15 protein-coding genes and 1 pseudogene are annotated in these 16633 nt (G+C 72.2%); 11 read left to right on the top strand and 5 right to left on the bottom strand.

The window, feature by feature from the left end:
- Positions 1 to 499: pseudogene (locus ETD85_RS63835) on the top strand (hypothetical protein); the annotation flags it as partial.
- Complete coding sequence (locus ETD85_RS48910; protein ID WP_138696708.1) at positions 496 to 1005, top strand: OmpA family protein; 510 nt, start codon at positions 496 to 498, stop codon at positions 1003 to 1005. The pseudogene ETD85_RS63835 and the gene ETD85_RS48910, both read left to right, overlap by 4 nt.
- Positions 1006 to 1040: 35 nt before the next feature.
- Here ETD85_RS48910 and ETD85_RS48905 read toward each other — a convergent pair whose 3' ends face one another.
- Positions 1041 to 2303 (bottom strand): pentapeptide repeat-containing protein, encoded by a 1263-nt coding sequence (locus ETD85_RS48905; RefSeq protein WP_170247255.1) that lies wholly within the window; start codon positions 2301 to 2303, stop codon positions 1041 to 1043.
- Positions 2304 to 2402: 99 nt separating this feature from the next.
- Positions 2403 to 3467: a TetR/AcrR family transcriptional regulator gene (locus ETD85_RS48900; RefSeq protein ID WP_138696706.1), complete on the bottom strand. Its 1065-nt coding sequence runs from the start codon at positions 3465 to 3467 to the stop codon at positions 2403 to 2405.
- 83 nt (positions 3468 to 3550) lie between these two features.
- Here ETD85_RS48900 and ETD85_RS48895 point away from each other — a divergent pair, with 83 nt between their 5' ends.
- Positions 3551 to 4735, top strand: a complete 1185-nt coding sequence (locus tag ETD85_RS48895; protein WP_138696705.1) for a cytochrome P450 family protein — start codon at positions 3551 to 3553, stop codon at positions 4733 to 4735.
- A gap of 13 nt (positions 4736 to 4748) precedes the next feature.
- Positions 4749 to 6005, top strand: a complete 1257-nt coding sequence (gene clpX / locus ETD85_RS48890) for an ATP-dependent Clp protease ATP-binding subunit ClpX (RefSeq protein ID WP_138696704.1) — start codon at positions 4749 to 4751, stop codon at positions 6003 to 6005.
- Positions 6006 to 6105: 100 nt separating this feature from the next.
- On the opposite strand, the gene ETD85_RS48885 is transcribed toward clpX, so the two are convergent.
- Entirely contained in the window at positions 6106 to 6702 is a 597-nt protein-coding gene (locus ETD85_RS48885) for a hypothetical protein (RefSeq protein ID WP_138696703.1), read from the bottom strand.
- A 5-nt stretch (positions 6703 to 6707) separates the two neighbouring features.
- Entirely contained in the window at positions 6708 to 6968 is a 261-nt protein-coding gene (locus tag ETD85_RS48880) for a hypothetical protein (protein WP_138696702.1), read from the bottom strand.
- 278 nt (positions 6969 to 7246) lie between these two features.
- Between ETD85_RS48880 and ETD85_RS48875 the strand changes: the two genes are divergently transcribed.
- From ETD85_RS48875 to ETD85_RS48845, 7 genes are all read left to right on the top strand, one after another.
- Positions 7247 to 7924, top strand: coding sequence for a response regulator transcription factor (locus tag ETD85_RS48875; protein ID WP_138696701.1), 678 nt, complete (start codon positions 7247 to 7249; stop codon positions 7922 to 7924).
- 87 nt (positions 7925 to 8011) lie between these two features.
- Positions 8012 to 8380, top strand: a complete 369-nt coding sequence (locus ETD85_RS48870; RefSeq protein ID WP_170247254.1) for a response regulator — start codon at positions 8012 to 8014, stop codon at positions 8378 to 8380.
- Positions 8350 to 10881 carry a sensor histidine kinase gene (locus ETD85_RS48865; RefSeq protein ID WP_138696699.1) on the top strand — a complete coding sequence of 844 codons (2532 nt, stop codon included), beginning with the start codon at positions 8350 to 8352 and terminating at the stop codon, positions 10879 to 10881. The genes ETD85_RS48870 and ETD85_RS48865 overlap by 31 nt, the downstream gene beginning before the upstream one ends.
- 185 nt (positions 10882 to 11066) lie before the next feature.
- Positions 11067 to 11864: a putative protein N(5)-glutamine methyltransferase gene (locus tag ETD85_RS48860; protein WP_138696698.1), complete on the top strand. Its 798-nt coding sequence runs from the start codon at positions 11067 to 11069 to the stop codon at positions 11862 to 11864.
- Positions 11865 to 11985: 121 nt separating this feature from the next.
- A complete protein-coding gene (locus ETD85_RS48855) occupies positions 11986 to 12603 on the top strand; it encodes a TetR/AcrR family transcriptional regulator C-terminal domain-containing protein (RefSeq protein ID WP_138696697.1) in 618 nt (205 codons plus the stop codon).
- Positions 12604 to 12661: 58 nt separating this feature from the next.
- Complete coding sequence (locus ETD85_RS48850; protein WP_138696696.1) at positions 12662 to 14401, top strand: DUF6528 family protein; 1740 nt, start codon at positions 12662 to 12664, stop codon at positions 14399 to 14401.
- Positions 14402 to 14908: 507 nt separating this feature from the next.
- Entirely contained in the window at positions 14909 to 16063 is a 1155-nt protein-coding gene (locus ETD85_RS48845; protein ID WP_138696695.1) for an esterase-like activity of phytase family protein, read from the top strand.
- A 134-nt stretch (positions 16064 to 16197) separates the two neighbouring features.
- Here the strand turns inward: ETD85_RS48845 and ETD85_RS48840 are convergent, their stop codons facing one another.
- Positions 16198 to 16512, bottom strand: a complete 315-nt coding sequence (locus tag ETD85_RS48840; protein WP_240779935.1) for a pyridoxamine 5'-phosphate oxidase family protein — start codon at positions 16510 to 16512, stop codon at positions 16198 to 16200.
- Positions 16513 to 16633: the final 121 nt, after the last annotated feature.

Genomic DNA, 16633 nt, shown 5'->3' with positions numbered 1-16633 from the left:
CCCCACGTCAGACGCCGCGCCGGATTCCGCGTCCGCCCCCGCCCCAGGCAGGGAGCCTGCCACGCAACCGACCGGCCCGGCGGCCGACCCTGCGAAGGACCCGGCGGCGAGCGCCGCCCCGGTGGCCGCCGCGACGTTCAGCCCCGGCGCGAAGAAGAGCGCGGAGGTCGCGGTGCTCGCGCTGAAACGGCGTGGCAAGCTGCTCGACCTGGTGCTGTCGATCACCGCGCACTCCGGTGACGAGACCTACGTCTCGGTCGAGGAATTCACCGGGACGGGACCGTCCGCGATCACCCTGGTCGACAACGTCAGGCTCAAGCGCTACCTGATCGTGAAGGACTCCGAGGGCCGGCTGCTGCAGCCGCCGTACTGGATCATCAAGGTGGACGAGGCGAGCGTGCGGACCTACACCTTCCCCGCACCCCCGGCCGAGGTCACCCGGCTGGACGTGAGCATCGGCGGCCAGCCGCCCTTCCGCGACGTGCCGGTGACGTCATGAGGCGCCACGTCCTGGCCGCGCTGCCGGTCGTCGCCGCGCTGATCGGGCCGACGCCGGCGGCGGAGGTCCCCGACGCGAACCTCCGCGAGGCCGTGCTCGATCTCACTCTCACGGTCGAACCGCTGCAGACCGAGACCGGCGACGGCCCCCTCACCAAGATCACGATCTCGTCGGACGTGCTGTTCGCGTTCGACCGGGCCGCGCTGACCCCGGTCGCCGCCCGCCACCTGGCCGGGATCGCCGAGCGCCTGCGGACGGCCACCGGTACGGTCCGCGTCGACGGCTACACCGACGCCAAGGGCACGAACGCCTACAACGCGGCCCTGTCGCGGCGCCGCGCCGAGAGCGTCAAGCAGGAGCTGGACCGCATACTCGGCGGCACGCCCGCGATCGTCGCCTCGGGACACGGCGAGGCCGATCCGGTCGCGCCGAACACCAAGGGCGGCAAGGACGACCCCGCGGGCCGGGCCAAGAACCGCCGCGTGGTCATCCGCTTCGAGAGCTGAGCGCGCCGTCCGAGCCGCTCCACGATCGGTGAAGGTCACGTCCCCAGGGCCCCAGCGGGGAGCTCGGTCTCGTCGTCGGTCTTGGCCCCGGTCAGGTTCGCCCTGGTCAGGTTCGCGCCCGTCAGGTCCGCGCCCTTGAGGTTCGTCCCCTTCAGGTCGGCCCCGCGCAGGATCGCCCCGCGCAGATCGGCTTCGCGCAGGTCCGCGCCGCTCAGGCTGGCCCCGATCAGGTTCACACCGCGCAGGTCCGCCCCGCGCAGGTCGGCGTTGAACAGGTCGACCCCGCTCAGGTCCGCACTTCTCAGGTCCGCATTTCTCAGGTCGGCCTCGAACAGGTCCACCCCGCTCAGGTCCGCGTCGTTCAGGCCCGCCTCGCTGAGGTCGGCCATGAACAGGATCGCGTTGCGCAGGTCCGCGCCGTCCAGGGACGCCCCGTGCAGGTCGGTGCCGGACAGGTCGGTATGGGCCAGGTTGGCCCCGCTCAGATGGGCCCCGCGCAGGTTCGCCCGGGTCAGGACGGCGGTGCCGAGGTTCAGGCCGCTCAGGTCCGCGCCCGGCACGCGGATGCGCGCCAGGTCGCAGCTGCAGACCCAGCCGTGCCCGAGCTCGGCGTTCGGGGCGTCGTAGACGCTGCCCAGCACGGTCAGGGCCATCTGCACGTCGGTGGCCGGCTGCCCGAGCGGCCGGGCCGTGGACATCGACTCGTGCTCGCGCACGTACGCGGCCATGACGTCGACGGTCGTCACCCGATCTCGTTGCGAATCCTGCGCGAGGCGGCGCAGCGTGTGGATCGCGCTCAGGCGGACCTCGATCTTCTCGGAGCCGAGCTGCCGCACCGCCTGGGCGTACTTGTCGAGGCTCTGCTCCTCCTGCGAGGTCTCCAGGGACCTGGCGTCGGTGTAGACCAGGGTGCCGGTGGCCAGCAGCAGCCCGAAGGCCAGGCCCCAGGTGCTCGCCCGCTGAAGCAGCGCCCCTCGCCCGGAGGCGGATCCTTCGGGCGGGCGGTCCTCGATCTCCTCCGGCGCGGGCGGGCGGCTACGCAGCCTGACTGCGAGCCGGCATCCGGCGCCGATCAGGAAGGAGACGGCCGCGACGGCGGTGAGCGCCACGGGAAGGAGGTCCGCTGCGGAGTGCGGCGGCACCAGGTAGCGGGGAAGCCGCTCCTGGACCGGCCGCAACCAGGCGGCGGCGGGCGCGCCGGTGAGCAGGTGGAAGGTCACGGCGGCGACGGCGGCGATGACGACCGCGCTGATCGACCAGATCAGGGCCCGCCGCAGACGCGCTCGCCGTGAGGTCACAGCCACCATTCCACCCGAAGGCGGGTGCCGAATGTAAGCCTTTGGAGGGAACTGTCCCTTCGGTAACCCGCCGGCCGCCGGGTCGGTGAACAGCAGGGCTCAGGGGGTCGCGGCCGTGTGGCAGGCGCCGAAACCGTCGGCGCGCAGGGCGATCCGGCCGGACTCGACGCGGATCGCGGTCTCCGTCCTGTCGTGCGGCTCGCTCACCCCGGCCGCCGCCGCCACCTCGCCCGACTCGTCGTACACCACCCGCAGCCGCGGCCACGCCGGTCGCGGGAACGCCTCGCGCAGGCAGGCGACCACCTCGGCGACGCACAGCCGGGCCAGCGGCATCAGCTCATCCGGCGCGCTCGTGACCACCACCGCGGTGACCTCCGCCTCCGGGGGCGCGGCGCGTACGGCCTCCTCCGCGGCCGAGAGCCGGTGCATGCCCAGCACCGCCACCACGCCGTCGGCGGCCAGGCGCGCGGGCTCGCCGGTGATCGCGTCAGTGGCCGCGGGCGGGGACCACGGCTCGGCGGGGAGCCGTACCCGAGGGACCATCGGCGCCGCCGCCCAGCGGTCGTCCAGGTCGAGGTCGGCGAGCTGCTCGCACACCCGGATCACGTCGAACGGCTCCACGAACCCCGGCGCCGCGCCCGCGAGCTGCCCGGCCCCCTGCAGCACGGTGAGCGCGGCCTCGGCCAGCCGCACCAGCCGCCCGTCCGGCGTCCTGGGCGGCCGCAGCCGCTCCAGCGCGAGCCCGAGCAGCACCGCGTTCAGCTTCATGACCTGCGCGAACGACTTCCGGGTGACCTCGTCGGCGAGGATCTCGGGCATCAGGTCCATGCCCAGCCGGCTCGGGCCGTGCTCGTCGTCGGTGGCCAGCGGCAGCCGGGTCACCCACGTACGGGCCACCGCCCCCAGCGCCTCGCGGACCGTCAGCGCCGGCTCGGCGGGCGTCACCCCGGACGCCTGCTCGGCCAGCCCCGCCAGCACGGCGAAGTAGAGCGCCCGCTTGCCGGGGAAGTTGGAGTAGACCGCCCCGCGCGTGAGGTCGGCGCGATCGGCGATGCTGTCGATCTTCGCCTCCCTGAATCCGCGCTCGGCGAACTCCTCCCTGGCCGCCGCCAGCACTTTCGCGCGATTGCGCTCCTGCGCCTCCGCCCTGGTGAGCCGCGCCATCACCCTCCTCGTTGCCGTCCGCTCCCGAGCCAAGATACCGTGAGCATTCAGATGATGAGATCATTCGAAACGCGGGGTAGGCGATGACCGACGTTCCTGAGATCGACCTGACGGACCTGGCGGTGCTGGGCGACCCGTTCGGCGCGTACACCCAGGCCAGGCGGGAGTCGCCGGTGATGCGGCTGCTGGCGCCCGGGATCGGCCCGTTCTGGGCCGTGACGCGGCACGAGGAGGCCAGGGCCATGCTGAACGATCCCCGGCTGGAGACGAGCGAGAGCACCTTCATCCGCCCCGAGGTGCCGGAGCACTGCCGCCCGTACATGCGGAGCATGACCGAGATGAACGGCGCCGAGCACGCGCGGCTGCGCAGGCTGGTGGCGCCCGCCTTCACGCCGCGCAAGGCGAGCGAGCTCGGCCCGCGGATCGAGGCGATCGTCGATGGCCTGCTCGACGAGCTGCCCGGCCACGCGGAGCCGGACGGCTCGATGGACCTGCTGCGGCACTTCGCCCAGCCGCTGCCGATCGAGGTGATCAGCGAGCTGCTCGGCATCCCCGCGGCCGACCGCCCCCGCTGGCGCGAGTACGGCGCCGCCGTCGCGGCCGGGCACGGCGAGAGCTTCCTCGCCTCGATCCCGGGGATCATCGAGGGCGCCCAGGAGGCCGCCGCCCGCGGCAGGACCGAGCCCGGCGACGACCTGCTGTCCAGCCTGGCCCGCATCGTGGAGGAGGACGGCGACCGGCTGGGGGAGGACGAGCTGGTCACCCTGGTCTGGCAGCTCGTCCTGGGCGGGCAGACGCCGACAAACCTCATCGCGAACGCCGTCGCCGCCCTGCTCGCGCACCCGGAGCAGCTCGCCGCGCTGCGCGCGGACCCCGGCCTCATGCCGCGCGCCGTCGAGGAGCTCATGCGCTGGTGCGGGCCGCAGCTGCTGACCTTCCCGCGCTTCGCCCAGGAGGACCTCGAGATCGGCGGCGTGCTCATTCCCAAGGGCGCGGCGGTCGTCGCCTCGATCGCCTCCGTCAACAGGGATCCGCGCGTGTTCGACGAGCCGGACCGGTTCGACCTCCGGCGCGAGCCGTCGGGGCACCTCGGGTTCGCGCACGGGCCGCACTTCTGCGTCGGCGCGTCGCTGGCCCGCGTACAGACCGGCATCGCGCTCGGCGCCCTGCTGCGCCGCTACCCCGCACTGGCGCTCGCCGGGGAGGCGCGGCACCTGCCCGATCCGGGCACGTGGCGGCTCGCCGCGCTCCCCGTGACCCTGAGCTGAGAGGACGACTCCGGTGGCACGCATCGGCAACAGCGGCGACCTGCCGGCCTGCTCGTTCTGCGGGAAGAGCCAGAAGGAGGTGCGCAAGCTCATCGCGGGCCCGCCGTCGGTCTGCATCTGCGACGAATGCGTGGAGCTCTGCACCGAGCTCATCGCCGAGGAGCTCCAGGCCGGCGGCGACGGCTCCCACGAGCCGCCGAGGCCGCGGGAGATCCACGCGTTCCTGGAGCAGTACGTGATCGGCCAGGAGCGGGCCAAGAAGGCGCTCTCGGTGGCCGTCTACAACCATTACAAGCGGGTCCGCCGGGGCGCCGCCCAGCAGGAGCCGGTCGAGCTCGGCAAGTCGAACATCCTGCTGCTCGGCCCTACGGGCAGCGGCAAGACGTACCTGGTGCAGACGCTCGCGCGGATGCTGGACGTGCCGTTCGTCATCGCCGACGCCACCGCGCTCACCGAGGCCGGATACGTCGGCGAAGACGTCGAGAACATGCTGCTCAAGCTCATTCAGGCGGCCGGCGGCGACGTCAGGAGGGCCGAGACCGGGATCGTCTACATCGACGAGATCGACAAGATCGCCCGCAAGAGCGAGAACCCGTCGATCACCCGGGACGTCTCGGGCGAAGGCGTGCAGCAGGCGCTGCTGAAGATCCTGGAGGGCACGGTCGCCGGCGTGCCGCCGCAGGGCGGCAGGAAGCACCCGCACCAGGAGCTTGTGCAGATCGACACGACGAACGTGCTGTTCATCGCCGGTGGGGCCTTCGCGGGGCTGGAGGAGATCATCGAGCGCCGGGCCGTCCGCGGCGGCGCGGGATTCGGCGCCACGCTGCCCGCCGGCCAGGAGGACCCGCTGTCCCGGGTGATGCCGCAGGACCTGCTGGCGTACGGGCTGATCCCCGAGCTGGTCGGCAGGCTGCCCGTGGTGACGACCCTGGAGCCGCTGGACCGCACGGCGCTCATGCGGATGCTGACCGAGCCGCGCAACGCGCTGATCAAGCAGTACCGCAGGCTGTTCGAGCTCGACGGGGTGGAGCTGGAGTTCGACGAGGGCGCGGTGTCCGCCGTCGCCGAGCAGGCGCTGCTGCGCCGCACGGGCGCCAGGGCGACCCGGGCGATCCTGGAGGAGGTGCTGCTCAACGTGATGTACGAGGTCCCGAGCCGGGACGACGTGGCCCGCGTCGTGATCACCCGGGAGACCGTGCTGGACAACGTCAACCCGACCCTGGTGCCCCGCGATCACCGGGACGGGGGACGCCGGGAGAAGTCCGCCTAGCGAGGACCGGGCGGCGGCCGGCCCCGGTGATTCCCGGGGCCGGCCGGGCCCCGCGTCCCGGCCGGCCCCGCGTATCCCGGCCGGGACGCATCCAGTGAGGTCAGCCGGCCAGCCTCTCGGCGGGGCGGGCATCGTCCTGGCCCGCGCGAGCCCATCTGCCCTCCCCGAGCACCTCGCCCCGCCGCACGATCTCCACCGTGACGAACTGGGCGCGCCGCGAATGGCGGTGGACGCGTACGGCGGAAGCGAAACAGGCGGCCGCGATTTCCGGCCCGAAAGCGTCGAAGCCGTCCGCGGAAACCCCGGCCCGCAGCATGAGATAAGCCTTTTCCCCGGACTCGGACGGCGTTATCCAGAGCACCAGCGGAATCCGCCCCTTTCTCGTGTGCATGGGGGTCTCCAGGAAGATTCGCTGCAGCCGGTGCCGGGAGAACAGGCACCAGAAGTGGCGGCGGATCCATTTCCGCCCCGCGGGCACCGTGGCCGGGACGGTGACGGTCCCGGCGAGTGCGAACAGCGCCCACCACGACCCCTGCCCGGCCGCTGCCGCCATGATGGCCGCCGCCGCGCCCGCCAGGCCGAGCAGCGCGATCTCCGTGCGCCACCGCCAGAGCACCACGAGCGGGTTGGCCGGCGGCGCCAGGAGCAGGCTTTCCAGCGGCACGTACGGATTGTGGCGCGTATTACGGAAGGTCATGACCATCACCTCCAGGAGGGGGTGTGAAGCCGGGTGTCCTCGGCCCAGAGCCCGGCGTCGGCGAGGCGGGCGGCCTTGAGCGCGTCGAAGCGGGGGTCACGGTAGTGCCGTGAGCCGAACCCGGTCCTGGTGACCGTCCACCCGTGCCGGCGGGCCCGCTCGTCCTGGTCCGCGCACAGCGCCTCGTCGGCTCGCGTGACCATCGCGTCGACCCACGTCCAGAATCGCGAAATCCGCTCGGTGACGTAGAACATGTCGGCCACCACTTCCCCTCCGTTGCCGCCTCCGCTGAAAGTGCGTTATATCTCCCACAGGATCGAGCCTTGTTGCGGCGGTTCCCCGTATGCTGCCGGCTGCCTGGGCCGTTCTCCTGATTTCCCCGGTCGATGCCCAGTTTCCGCCTCGCAAGCGAAAACTCCGATAAAGCTGGCCTCCGGGTTCCCTGTTCGGTTTTCCGCACCGCGACGAGGGTGCTTTCTCCCGCCCGGGGAAGGGCCGATCAAGAAGTGTTGAGAGTCCCCGGACGGCGGACTACGGTTTGCTGGTGAAGTCGCTCCGGATAGTGATCGCCGAGGACTATCTCCTGGTACGGGCCGGCATCGAGGCGCTCATGGCCACCGAGGAAGGCGTCGAGGTCATCGGCACCTGCTCCGGTTACGAGTCATTGCTGGACTGCGTCGACCAGCACCGGCCCGACGTGGTCATTACGGACATTCGCATGCCGCCGACCTTGACCGACGAAGGAATAAGGGCGGCCACCGCGCTGCGCGAAACGCATCCGGACGTCGCCGTCCTGGTGCTGTCGCAGTTTCTCGACCCGAGCTATCTGCTGGCCCTCATAGCGCAGGGCAGCAGCCGGCGCGGATATCTGCTCAAGGAACGCATCGCGGCCCCCGGCGAGCTCATTTCCGCGGTGCGCACGGTCGCGTCGGGAGGGTCGTTCATCGATTCCGTGGTCGTCGACTCCCTGGTGTCCGCCAAGGCCCGCAACGAATCGGGCGCGCTGCGGCAACTGACGCCGAGAGAGCGCGAGACCCTGGCCGAGGTCGCCGCGGGCAGGTCCAACAGCGCGATCGCCGCCCGGTTCAAGGTCTCCGAGCGCGCGGTGGAGAAGTACATCAATTCCATCTTCCTGAAACTCGGCCTGCGGGGCGACCGCGACACCAATCGCAGAGTCAAGGCGGTCTTGCTGTTCCTCGATTCCGATTCGTCATCGCGATAGGGCGGGAAGAGGCCGGAGATAGTGATGCTGGCACCACCGACAGAGCGGCGATCGAGTGCGACGATCGGGCTTGTGGAGCAACACCTCGTGCGGGTTCTGGTGGTGGACGACCTGCCGTCGTTCCGCCGGGCCGTCGCCGGCGTGATCGCCGTGGCGGACGGGTTCGAGCTTGCCGGGGAGGCCGTCAGCGGAGAGGACGCGCTGGGCTTTCTGGAGGAGCACGCCGTCGGCCTGGTGCTGATGGACGTGAACATGCCCGGCATGGGGGGCCTTGAGGCGGCGCGGCGGATCCGGTGCCGGTATCCCGAGATCCTGGTCGTCCTGCTGTCGGTGAACAACACGGAGGACCTGCCCAGGGACGCGATGGTGATGGGCGCCCACTACCGGCACAAGGACCGCTTCGGTCCCGACGAACTGGAGGCGTTGTGGAGCGACGGGGGGCACGTGCGCTCTTAGCGGGCCTGAGGGGGCACGAGATCATCGAGATCGGCGCGCCCGAGTGGGAGCGGCTGCGCACCTACATCCAGCTCGACCTGGCCGGCGTCGTGGTCGCCGCCGGCTGGCTGCTGGCGCTGCGGCTCGTCGCCGTGGACAGCGGCTGGCTCGTCGCGATCGTCCTGCTGCTCCTCGTCATGGCCGCGTTCCTGCTGCGGGCCATCCAGATGATCCACCGCTTCCGGCGGTTCGCCGCGGTCGTCGTCTTCGCGGTCTCGAACTGGCTGGTGGCCATCATCGTCACCTCGGTGGTGCCGTTCGCGCTCGACATCCTGACGCTGGCCGTGCTCCTGCCGGTGCTGGTGGCCGTCCAGCACATGAACCACGCGCGGCTGTCGGCGATGCTCGGGGCCACGATGCTGGCCGGGACCATCCTGGTGATCGCCGGCAGCGTCGATCCCGCGCTCGTGCCGGAAGGCGCCGCGCCGGGCGCGGCCAACGCGCTGGCCCTGGTGTTCATCCCGTTCATCACCGTCCTGGTGTCACTGGCGGCCTGGCAGAACCACGTCATGCTGGTCGCCAGGGCCGAGGCGCTGCAGGAGTCGCGGGCGCGGCTGGTCGCGGCGGCCGACCGCGAGCGCTGCCAGATCGAGCGCAACCTGCACGAGGGCGCCCATCGTCGCCTGGTGGCGGCGGTCGCGCAGACGCAGGCGGCGCGGCGCCTGCTGGACACCGAGCCGGACGAGGTCGGGCCGCTCCTGTCCCGCCTCTCCGACGACCTCCAGGTGGCCAGCGCGGAGCTGCGCAACCTGGCGCACGGCATCTATCCGCCGCAGCTGGCCCAGTACGGGCTGGAGACGGCGCTGCGCGCGGTGGCGCAGCACGCCCCACTCCCGACGACCGTCCGCGCCACCGGGATGGGCCGCTACCCGCCCGAGATCGAGATCAACATCTACTTCTGCGTGCTGGAGGCCCTGCAGAACGTGATCAAGCACGCCGGCGACCAGGCCACGGTGGCCATCGCCCTCCAGGATCGCAACGGGCTCTCCTTCGACTTCCAGGACACGGGCCACGGCACCAGACCGGACCGGATCCACACCGGCTCCGGCATGACCAACATGAACGACCGCATCGGCGCCATCGGCGGCACCCTCACGATCGACACCAGGCCGGGCGGCGGGCTGCACCTGCACGGCCACCTGCCCCGTTCCGTGCTGGAGAGCGCGGGGGTCCGGCGGTCGGTGCAGCAGCGCGGCGGCGCCGTACGCACGGCCCTGCAGGGGATCTGGCTGCTCGTCGCGTGGCTGTACACCACGATCCAGCGCGACACGCAGCCGCACCCGCACCGCTACCTCGTCACCGGGCTGTGGACGATCCTGGCCGTCGCGGCCGTGTCGGGCGCGGCGGCGCTGGCCGCGTTCTCCGGCACGCGCGACGGCCGGCACCTCGCCCTGGCGGGCGGGTGCGGCGCAGTGGCCCTGCTCGTCGTGGTCGCGCTGCGCTTCGTCAAGCGCGACCGCGTCGAGCACGCCATCGCCGTCTCCGCGGCGATCACCTGGTGCTACGCCATCACCCTGACCGCGCTGGTCCCGGTCGCGCTGCCGTACGCCGCGCTCGTGACGGTGGCGCCCGTGCTGCTGTCGGTCGCCTACCTGTCGCGCCGGCGCTTCAAACTGATCATGGCCTGTACGGTCGCCACCGCGTTGGCCATCACCGTCGCGGCCCGCTTCTCCGGCGGCGCCGGATTCGACGACCGGCACGTCCAGCCCTGGATCGTCGACGTCACCGTCATCGCCCTGGTCCTGCTCGGCCTGACCCGGGCCTCTTTCCTCGCCTGGCAGAACCACGTGATGCTGGTCGCCAGGGCCGAGGCGCTGCAGGAGTCGCGGGCGCGGCTGGTGGCGGCGGCCGACCGCGAGCGCCGCCAGATCGAACGAGACCTGCACGACGGCGCCCAGCAGCGACTCGTGGCGGCGGCCGTGCAGTCGCGGGTCGCGCAACGCCTGCTGGCCACCCAGCCGGACCGGGTGGGTCCACTGCTCGCCCAGCTCACCGAGGACCTGCGGGAGGCCGGCACGGAGCTGCGCGACCTCGCCCACGGCATCTACCCGCCCCAGCTGGCCGAGTACGGGCTGGAGGCCGCCCTGCTGGCCGCGGCCCGGCACTCCCCGCTGCCGGCCGCGATCCGCGCGGAGGGCGTCGGCCGCTACCCGCCCGAGATCGAGATCAACGTCTACTTCTGCCTGCTGGAGGCCCTGCAGAACGCGATCAAGCACGCGGGGGAGAAGGCCACGGTCACCGTCGAGCTGCGCGGCGGCGACGGCCTGTCGTTCGACTTCTCCGACACCGGCAAGGGCGCCCGCCCCGGCGTGCTGCGCAGCGGCCACGGGATCACCAACATGTACGACCGGCTCGGCGCGATCGGCGGCACCCTGACCGTCGACACCCGGCCCGGCACCGGGCTGCGCCTGCACGGCGACCTCCCCGGCGTGACCCCCCTGCGGCGGCCCGAGCCGGCGTAGGCCGCCCTGGACCGGCGGTAGCACGTGAGAACGCCTCTGGTACTGTGGGCCGTCCTGAAGTGATCGTCTCAAGGAGGTGGGACCCATTACCGCTGTGACAGGCTGGGGGCTCCCCTTCGTCAGCCGAGCGGCTCACCGGGATTAGGTGACCGTGGGAGCGCCCATCGGCATCCCGAAAGGCTCCCATGTCAGTTTTCTCGTCATCTACTGATATTTCGGTAATCGTGGCGCGGCTCCGCGCCGCCGGGTGCGTGTTCGCCGAGGACGAGGCGGACCTGCTGGTCTCCACCGCGCGTGACCCCGCCGAGCTGGCCGCCATGATCGAGCGGCGCGTCGCGGGGCAGCCGCTCGAACACGTCCTGGGCTGGGCGGAGTTCTGCGGCCTGCGGGTGGCGGTCGAGCCGGGGGTGTTCGTGCCCAGGCCGCGTACCGGGTTCCTCATCGAGCAGGCCGTCGCGCTGGCCGGACAGGTCGCGGGCACGCCGGTCGTCCTCGACATGTGCTGCGGCACGGGTGCGATGGCGGCGGCCGTGGCCGCCGGTCTCGGCCGGGCCGAGGTGCACGCCGCCGACCTCGATCCCGCCGCCGTGCGCTGCGCCCGGCGCAACCTCGCGGGTGCGCACGTCTACGAAGGCGACCTGTACGCGCCGCTGCCCGGCTCGCTGCGGGGCCGGGTCGACCTGCTGATCGCCAGCCCGCCGTACGTGCCGTCGGAGTCGGTCGGGCTGCTGCCTCCCGAGGCCCGGCTGCACGAGCCGCGCATGGCGCTGGACGGCGGCGGCGACGGGCTGGACGTCGTACGCCAGGTGATCGCCGGAGCGCCCGAGTGGCTCGCGCCCGGCGGGCACCTGCTGGTCGAGACGAGCGAGCGCCAGGCGGCCGAGACCGTCGCGGCCGTCGCCCGGACCGGGCTGGCCGCGCGGGCGGTGGGCTCCAGCGAGCTGGACGCCACCGCCGTCATCGGCACCCGCCGCATCCCATAGCGCTGAGCGCCGCCTGCGAGGGGCACCTGCGGGCGGCACTTGCGGGGGCGCGCCTTCGGTGCGGCGCGCTGGGCGGCGCGCTGAGCGGCGTCGGCCCTTAGCGCTGTTAAGGTGGCGGGCGATGGCACAGAAGGGACTGGCGCGGGACACTGTCGTCCGCGCCGCGCTGGAGCTGCTCGACGAGGTCGGGCTGGACGGCCTGTCGGTACGCCGCCTCGCGGCCCGCCTGGGCGTGCAGAACCCGGCGCTCTACTGGCACTTCCGCAACAAGCAGGAGCTGCTCGACGAGATGTCGCGCGAGCTGCTCGCCCCCGACATGGGCGGCCCGCACGAGGGCGAGTCCTGGCAGGACTGGCTGACCAGGCGCTCGCACGCCTACCGGGCGATGCTGCTGAGCCATCGCGACGGGGCCCGGCTGGTCACCGGCAGCAACCCGGGCCAGGGGGTCGCACGCGGCTTCGAAGCGGAGCTGAAGATCCTGGTCGGGCTGGGGTTCACGCCCGCGCAGGGCCTGCACACGATCTCCGCTCTGAGCCATTACACGCTCGGCTTCGTGCTGAACGAGCAGGCCCAGCGCGAACGCCAGGTCCGCGGCGCGACCCACGACCTGGACGCGTACGCCGACTTCCCCCTCACGGTCGCCGGCGTCCGCGCGGGCGGCGCCCCCACCAGTGACGAGGCGTACGCCTACGGCCTGCGGCTCATCATCGGCGGGCTGACGGCCGCCGGCCAGGCATAGTCTCAGCGCGCCTCCGCCGCCATAATCGGTGATCATCGCCGGAGGACGGAGTGAACGCGTGAAGAAGCTGGCGACGGCCGCCGTCATGCTGGCCGGTCTGGCGGTTCCGGCAGGTCCCGCCGCCGCCGCGCCGGGCGACTACTGGGTCGTGGGCGGGGATCAGGCGGCCAGGCAGCTGATCGCGTTCGATCCCGCGGCCACCGACTGGAACAGCTCCGCGGCCGTCAAATGGACCTGGCAGCCGAGCGTGACGCCCGGCCGGTTCACGGCCGACGAGGTCGCGGCGTTCGGGCTCATCGCCGACTTCAAGCTGCGCGAGCGGCCCGCGGGCGGGCAGAGCGTCGTGGTCGCGGCCGGCGGCACCAAGGGGATCGCCGCGATCATCTCCTACCCGGGCGGCGTGCGGCAGTGGGCGCAGATCCTCCCGGGGAACCTGCACGCCGCCGAGCTGCTGCCCGACGGCAACATCGCGGTCGCCGCCTCGACCGGGGGCTGGGTCAGGGTGTACGCCTCCTCGCAGGGCCCGGCCGCGGCCGCGTACGCGGAGTTCAGGCTCACCGACGCGCACGCCGCCCTGTGGGACCCGGGGATCAGGCGGCTGTGGGTCATCGGCCAGGACGTCGCGTCCGGCCGGCCGATCCTGACCGCGCTGGCGGTCGAGGGCACCCCGGCCCAGCCCGTGCTGCGCGAGGACACCCAGCGCAGGGCCGTGCTCCCGACCGGCGGCGGCCACGACGTCTACGCCTACGCCCACGACGCGAACAAACTGTGGCTCAGCACCGGCTCGGCCGCCTACCTCTACGACAAGACGACGAAGACGTTCGACGGCGCGCTCCCCGGCGGCGCGAGCAGGGGAGCGGTCAAGTCCATCGGCAACCAGCCGTCCGGGCAGATCGTGCAGACCCGGGCCGACGCGGCCAAGACCCCGCCGGGCGCATGCACGCGCAACAACTGGTGCACGGACACGGTGGACTTCTTCTCGCCCGCCGGGACCCGCAGGCGTACCGGTGCGGCCTTCTACAAGGCGCGGGTGTGGAGCCCGTACTACAGCGTCGCCGACCGGCCGCTGCGCGGCACGGTCTGGGACCGCGTCCGCGGCCGGTCCGGGGCGTGGGACGCGAGCGCGACCGAGATCGATGGCAACGGCGCCATCTCCGACGTGGCGGTGGCCGCGCTGCCGGACGGCAGCCTGCACGTGCTGAGCGTGGTGCCCGGCAGCGGGGTCTGGGCGCGGAGCCGCAGCGCGGCGGGCGTTTGGGACGAGCACGCTGTCAAGATCGACGACAACGGCGACGTCACCGAGGTGTCGGCCGCCGCTCTGCCCGACGGCAGCCTGCACGTGCAGACCGTGGTGCCGGGGGCGGGTGTGTGGGACCGTACGCGGAGTGCGGCGGGGGTCTGGGCCGCGAGCTCGGTGAAGATCGACGCCGGCACGGACGTGAGCGCCATCTCGGCCGCCGGGCTCCCGGACGGGACGCTGCACGTGCAGACCGTCCAGCGCGGGCGCGGCGTGTGGAGCAGGGCGCGGAGCGCGGCGGGGGTCTGGGACGCCGCCGCGGCGCAGGTTGACGCCAACGGGTCGGTGACCGCCGTCTCGGGCGCCGCGCTGCCGGACGGGACCCTCCAGGTGCAGACCGTCGTACCCGGGTCCGGGGTGTGGAGCCGGGGACGGAGCGCTGCGGGGGTCTGGGACGCCGGCGCCGTGAAGATCGACGGCAACGGCAGCGTCCTGGCCGTCTCGGCGGCAGCGCTGCGCGACGGCGGCCTCCACCTCCTCACCCTCCCCGACCTGGCCTGACGACGAGGACAGCGCCACCACCGGACCTGGCACGCTCGGGACGGACCCTCCGGAAGGGACGCGGCCGGGTCCGCCGCGCTCCGAGTGGGTCCCTCGAAAGGGACGCCGCCGTGCCTGGCGCGCTCTGGGCGGGACTCTCGGAAGGGATGCGGCCGGGCCCGGCGCGCTCCGGGCGGGACCTCCGGAAGGGATGCGGCCGGGCCCGGCGCAGCCGGCGCATGCTCTGCGGCGGCCTCCCAGACCTCCGGTGGGGACCCTGGGTGTGTCCCCTGTGGCGCGCTTTCGCGACCGCCGTCGCCCGGATTCCTTCCGCCCCCCGGCAGTGCGACCAGAAAGACCGTCTAAATGCAGGTATGGGGAATTCATTCGGCCTATGGAATTTCCCGATCGATAGTCCCTTTTTGCGGTGCGGCATGCCGTTGTTTTGTCAATGGACTTCCTCAGCGATTCGCGATTTCATTTCCTCCGTCGGCCCGGCCGGTGGCCTGTTTTATCGCGGAGGATGATATGGTTCGTGCCCGGAAATTCCTGCAAATCGCCGTCGCGTGCGCGGTGGCGTCGGCGGGCGTCGCGCAACCGGCGTCGGCGGCGCCGCGCGATCCGCTCCGCATCACCCGCTTCCTCGGGGAGCAACGGGTGCCGCACAAGACGATCTTCGACGGGACCACCGTGGGCGGCCTGTCGGGCATCGACCGGGATCCGCGCACCGGCACCTGGTACTTCATCTCCGACGACCGATGGCGCTACAACCCCGCCCGCTTCTACACCGGCCGGCTGGACATCGACCGGCGCACGGGGGCCTTCAACGGGGTCCGGCTGACCGGGGTGAACACGCTCACCCGGGCGGACGGCACGCCGTACCCGGCGTATGGCCGGCCGGCCTCGGCCGATCCCGAGTCGATCAGGTTCGACCCGTGGAGCGGGCGGCTGCTGTGGGGCGACGAGGGCGACCGCCCGGACGCCACGAATCCGGATATTCCTATTTCGCCCCCAGCGGTCCGGGGAATGGACATTCGCGGGCGACACCTCGGCGAAATGCGGCTTCCGACCAATCTGCAACTGACGGAGACCGAAAGCGGGCCACGGCGCAACTCCGGTTTCGAGGGACTGGCGGTCACCGCCCGTACGATCACCGGCGTCACCGAGGGCCCGCGTTTCGAGGACGGCACCATGCCGACGGTGCAGCGCGGCTCGGTCGCCCGGCTGACGGTGTGGAATCGACAGGGCACGCTGCGCGGCCAGTACGCCTACCCGCTCGACGCCCTGCCCGTCGCACCGAACCCGCCGTCCGGGCCGGCCGACTCCGGGGTGTCGGAGATCCTGCCCATCGGCGAGGGCCGCTACCTGGCGCTCGAACGCTCCTGGGTCTCCGGCACCGGCTACCGGGTGAAGCTGTACGAGATCGACCTGCGCGGCGCCACGAACGTGCTGAACAGGAACACCCTGGCGCGCGGCGGACCCTACCGGCCGGTGACCAAGCGCGAAGTCAAGGACCTGGGCACCTTCCGCCCGCCGGTCCAGAACCTGGAGAGCCTGGCCTGGGGCCCGCGCCTGGCGACCGGAGAGTGCACGCTGGTCATCGGGTCGGACGACAACTTCGACGAGCGCGAGGTGACGCAGTTCATGGCGTTCGGCGTGACCGGGATGACCGGCTGCGGGTGACGCCGGGCCTGATCGTCCAGCGTGGGTGACGGCGGCTCCGGCCGCCCCGCATGTGACGGCGGCTCCGGCCGCCCGGCTGCGGGTGACGGCGGTCCTGGCCGTCCGGCCGCCCCGCTCCGCGCCGCTGGTCTCGCTCACATGGCGTGGATGCGGCGGCCGGTGATCTGCTGGGGCAGGATGCGGATGTAGAGCTGTCGTTCGCCGCCCGCCCACGGGCTGATCCCGGTGCCGGCCACCTCGGCGGTCTCCTCCGGGGCCAGGCGGTGCGCCGGGCCCTGGACCAGGACGCTCCAGCCCTCGCGGTTGGTCTCGTCGAACATGTCGATCTCGAACGCGATCTTGATGTCCACCCCCTCCAGCCCGGTGTTCAGGTCCTGGTCCATGGCGCCGCCCGCGGCCGTACGGAAGACGATGGCGCCGTCGTGCATCTTGTAGTTGACGGGCAGCACGGTCGGCCCTGTTTCTTATACACATCTCCGAGCCCAAGAGACCCTAAGACAACTAGTATGCCGTCTTCTGCTTGAAAAGACCAAATACGAATTGCATGCTTCCCTAGTTTGTACAGTAGTG

The sequence above is a fragment of the Nonomuraea zeae genome, from assembly GCF_005889725.1.
Lineage (GTDB): Bacteria > Actinomycetota > Actinomycetes > Streptosporangiales > Streptosporangiaceae > Nonomuraea > Nonomuraea zeae.
The sequence above is the reverse complement of the archived record's forward strand: the minus strand, read 5'-3'. Positions and strand labels throughout refer to the sequence as shown.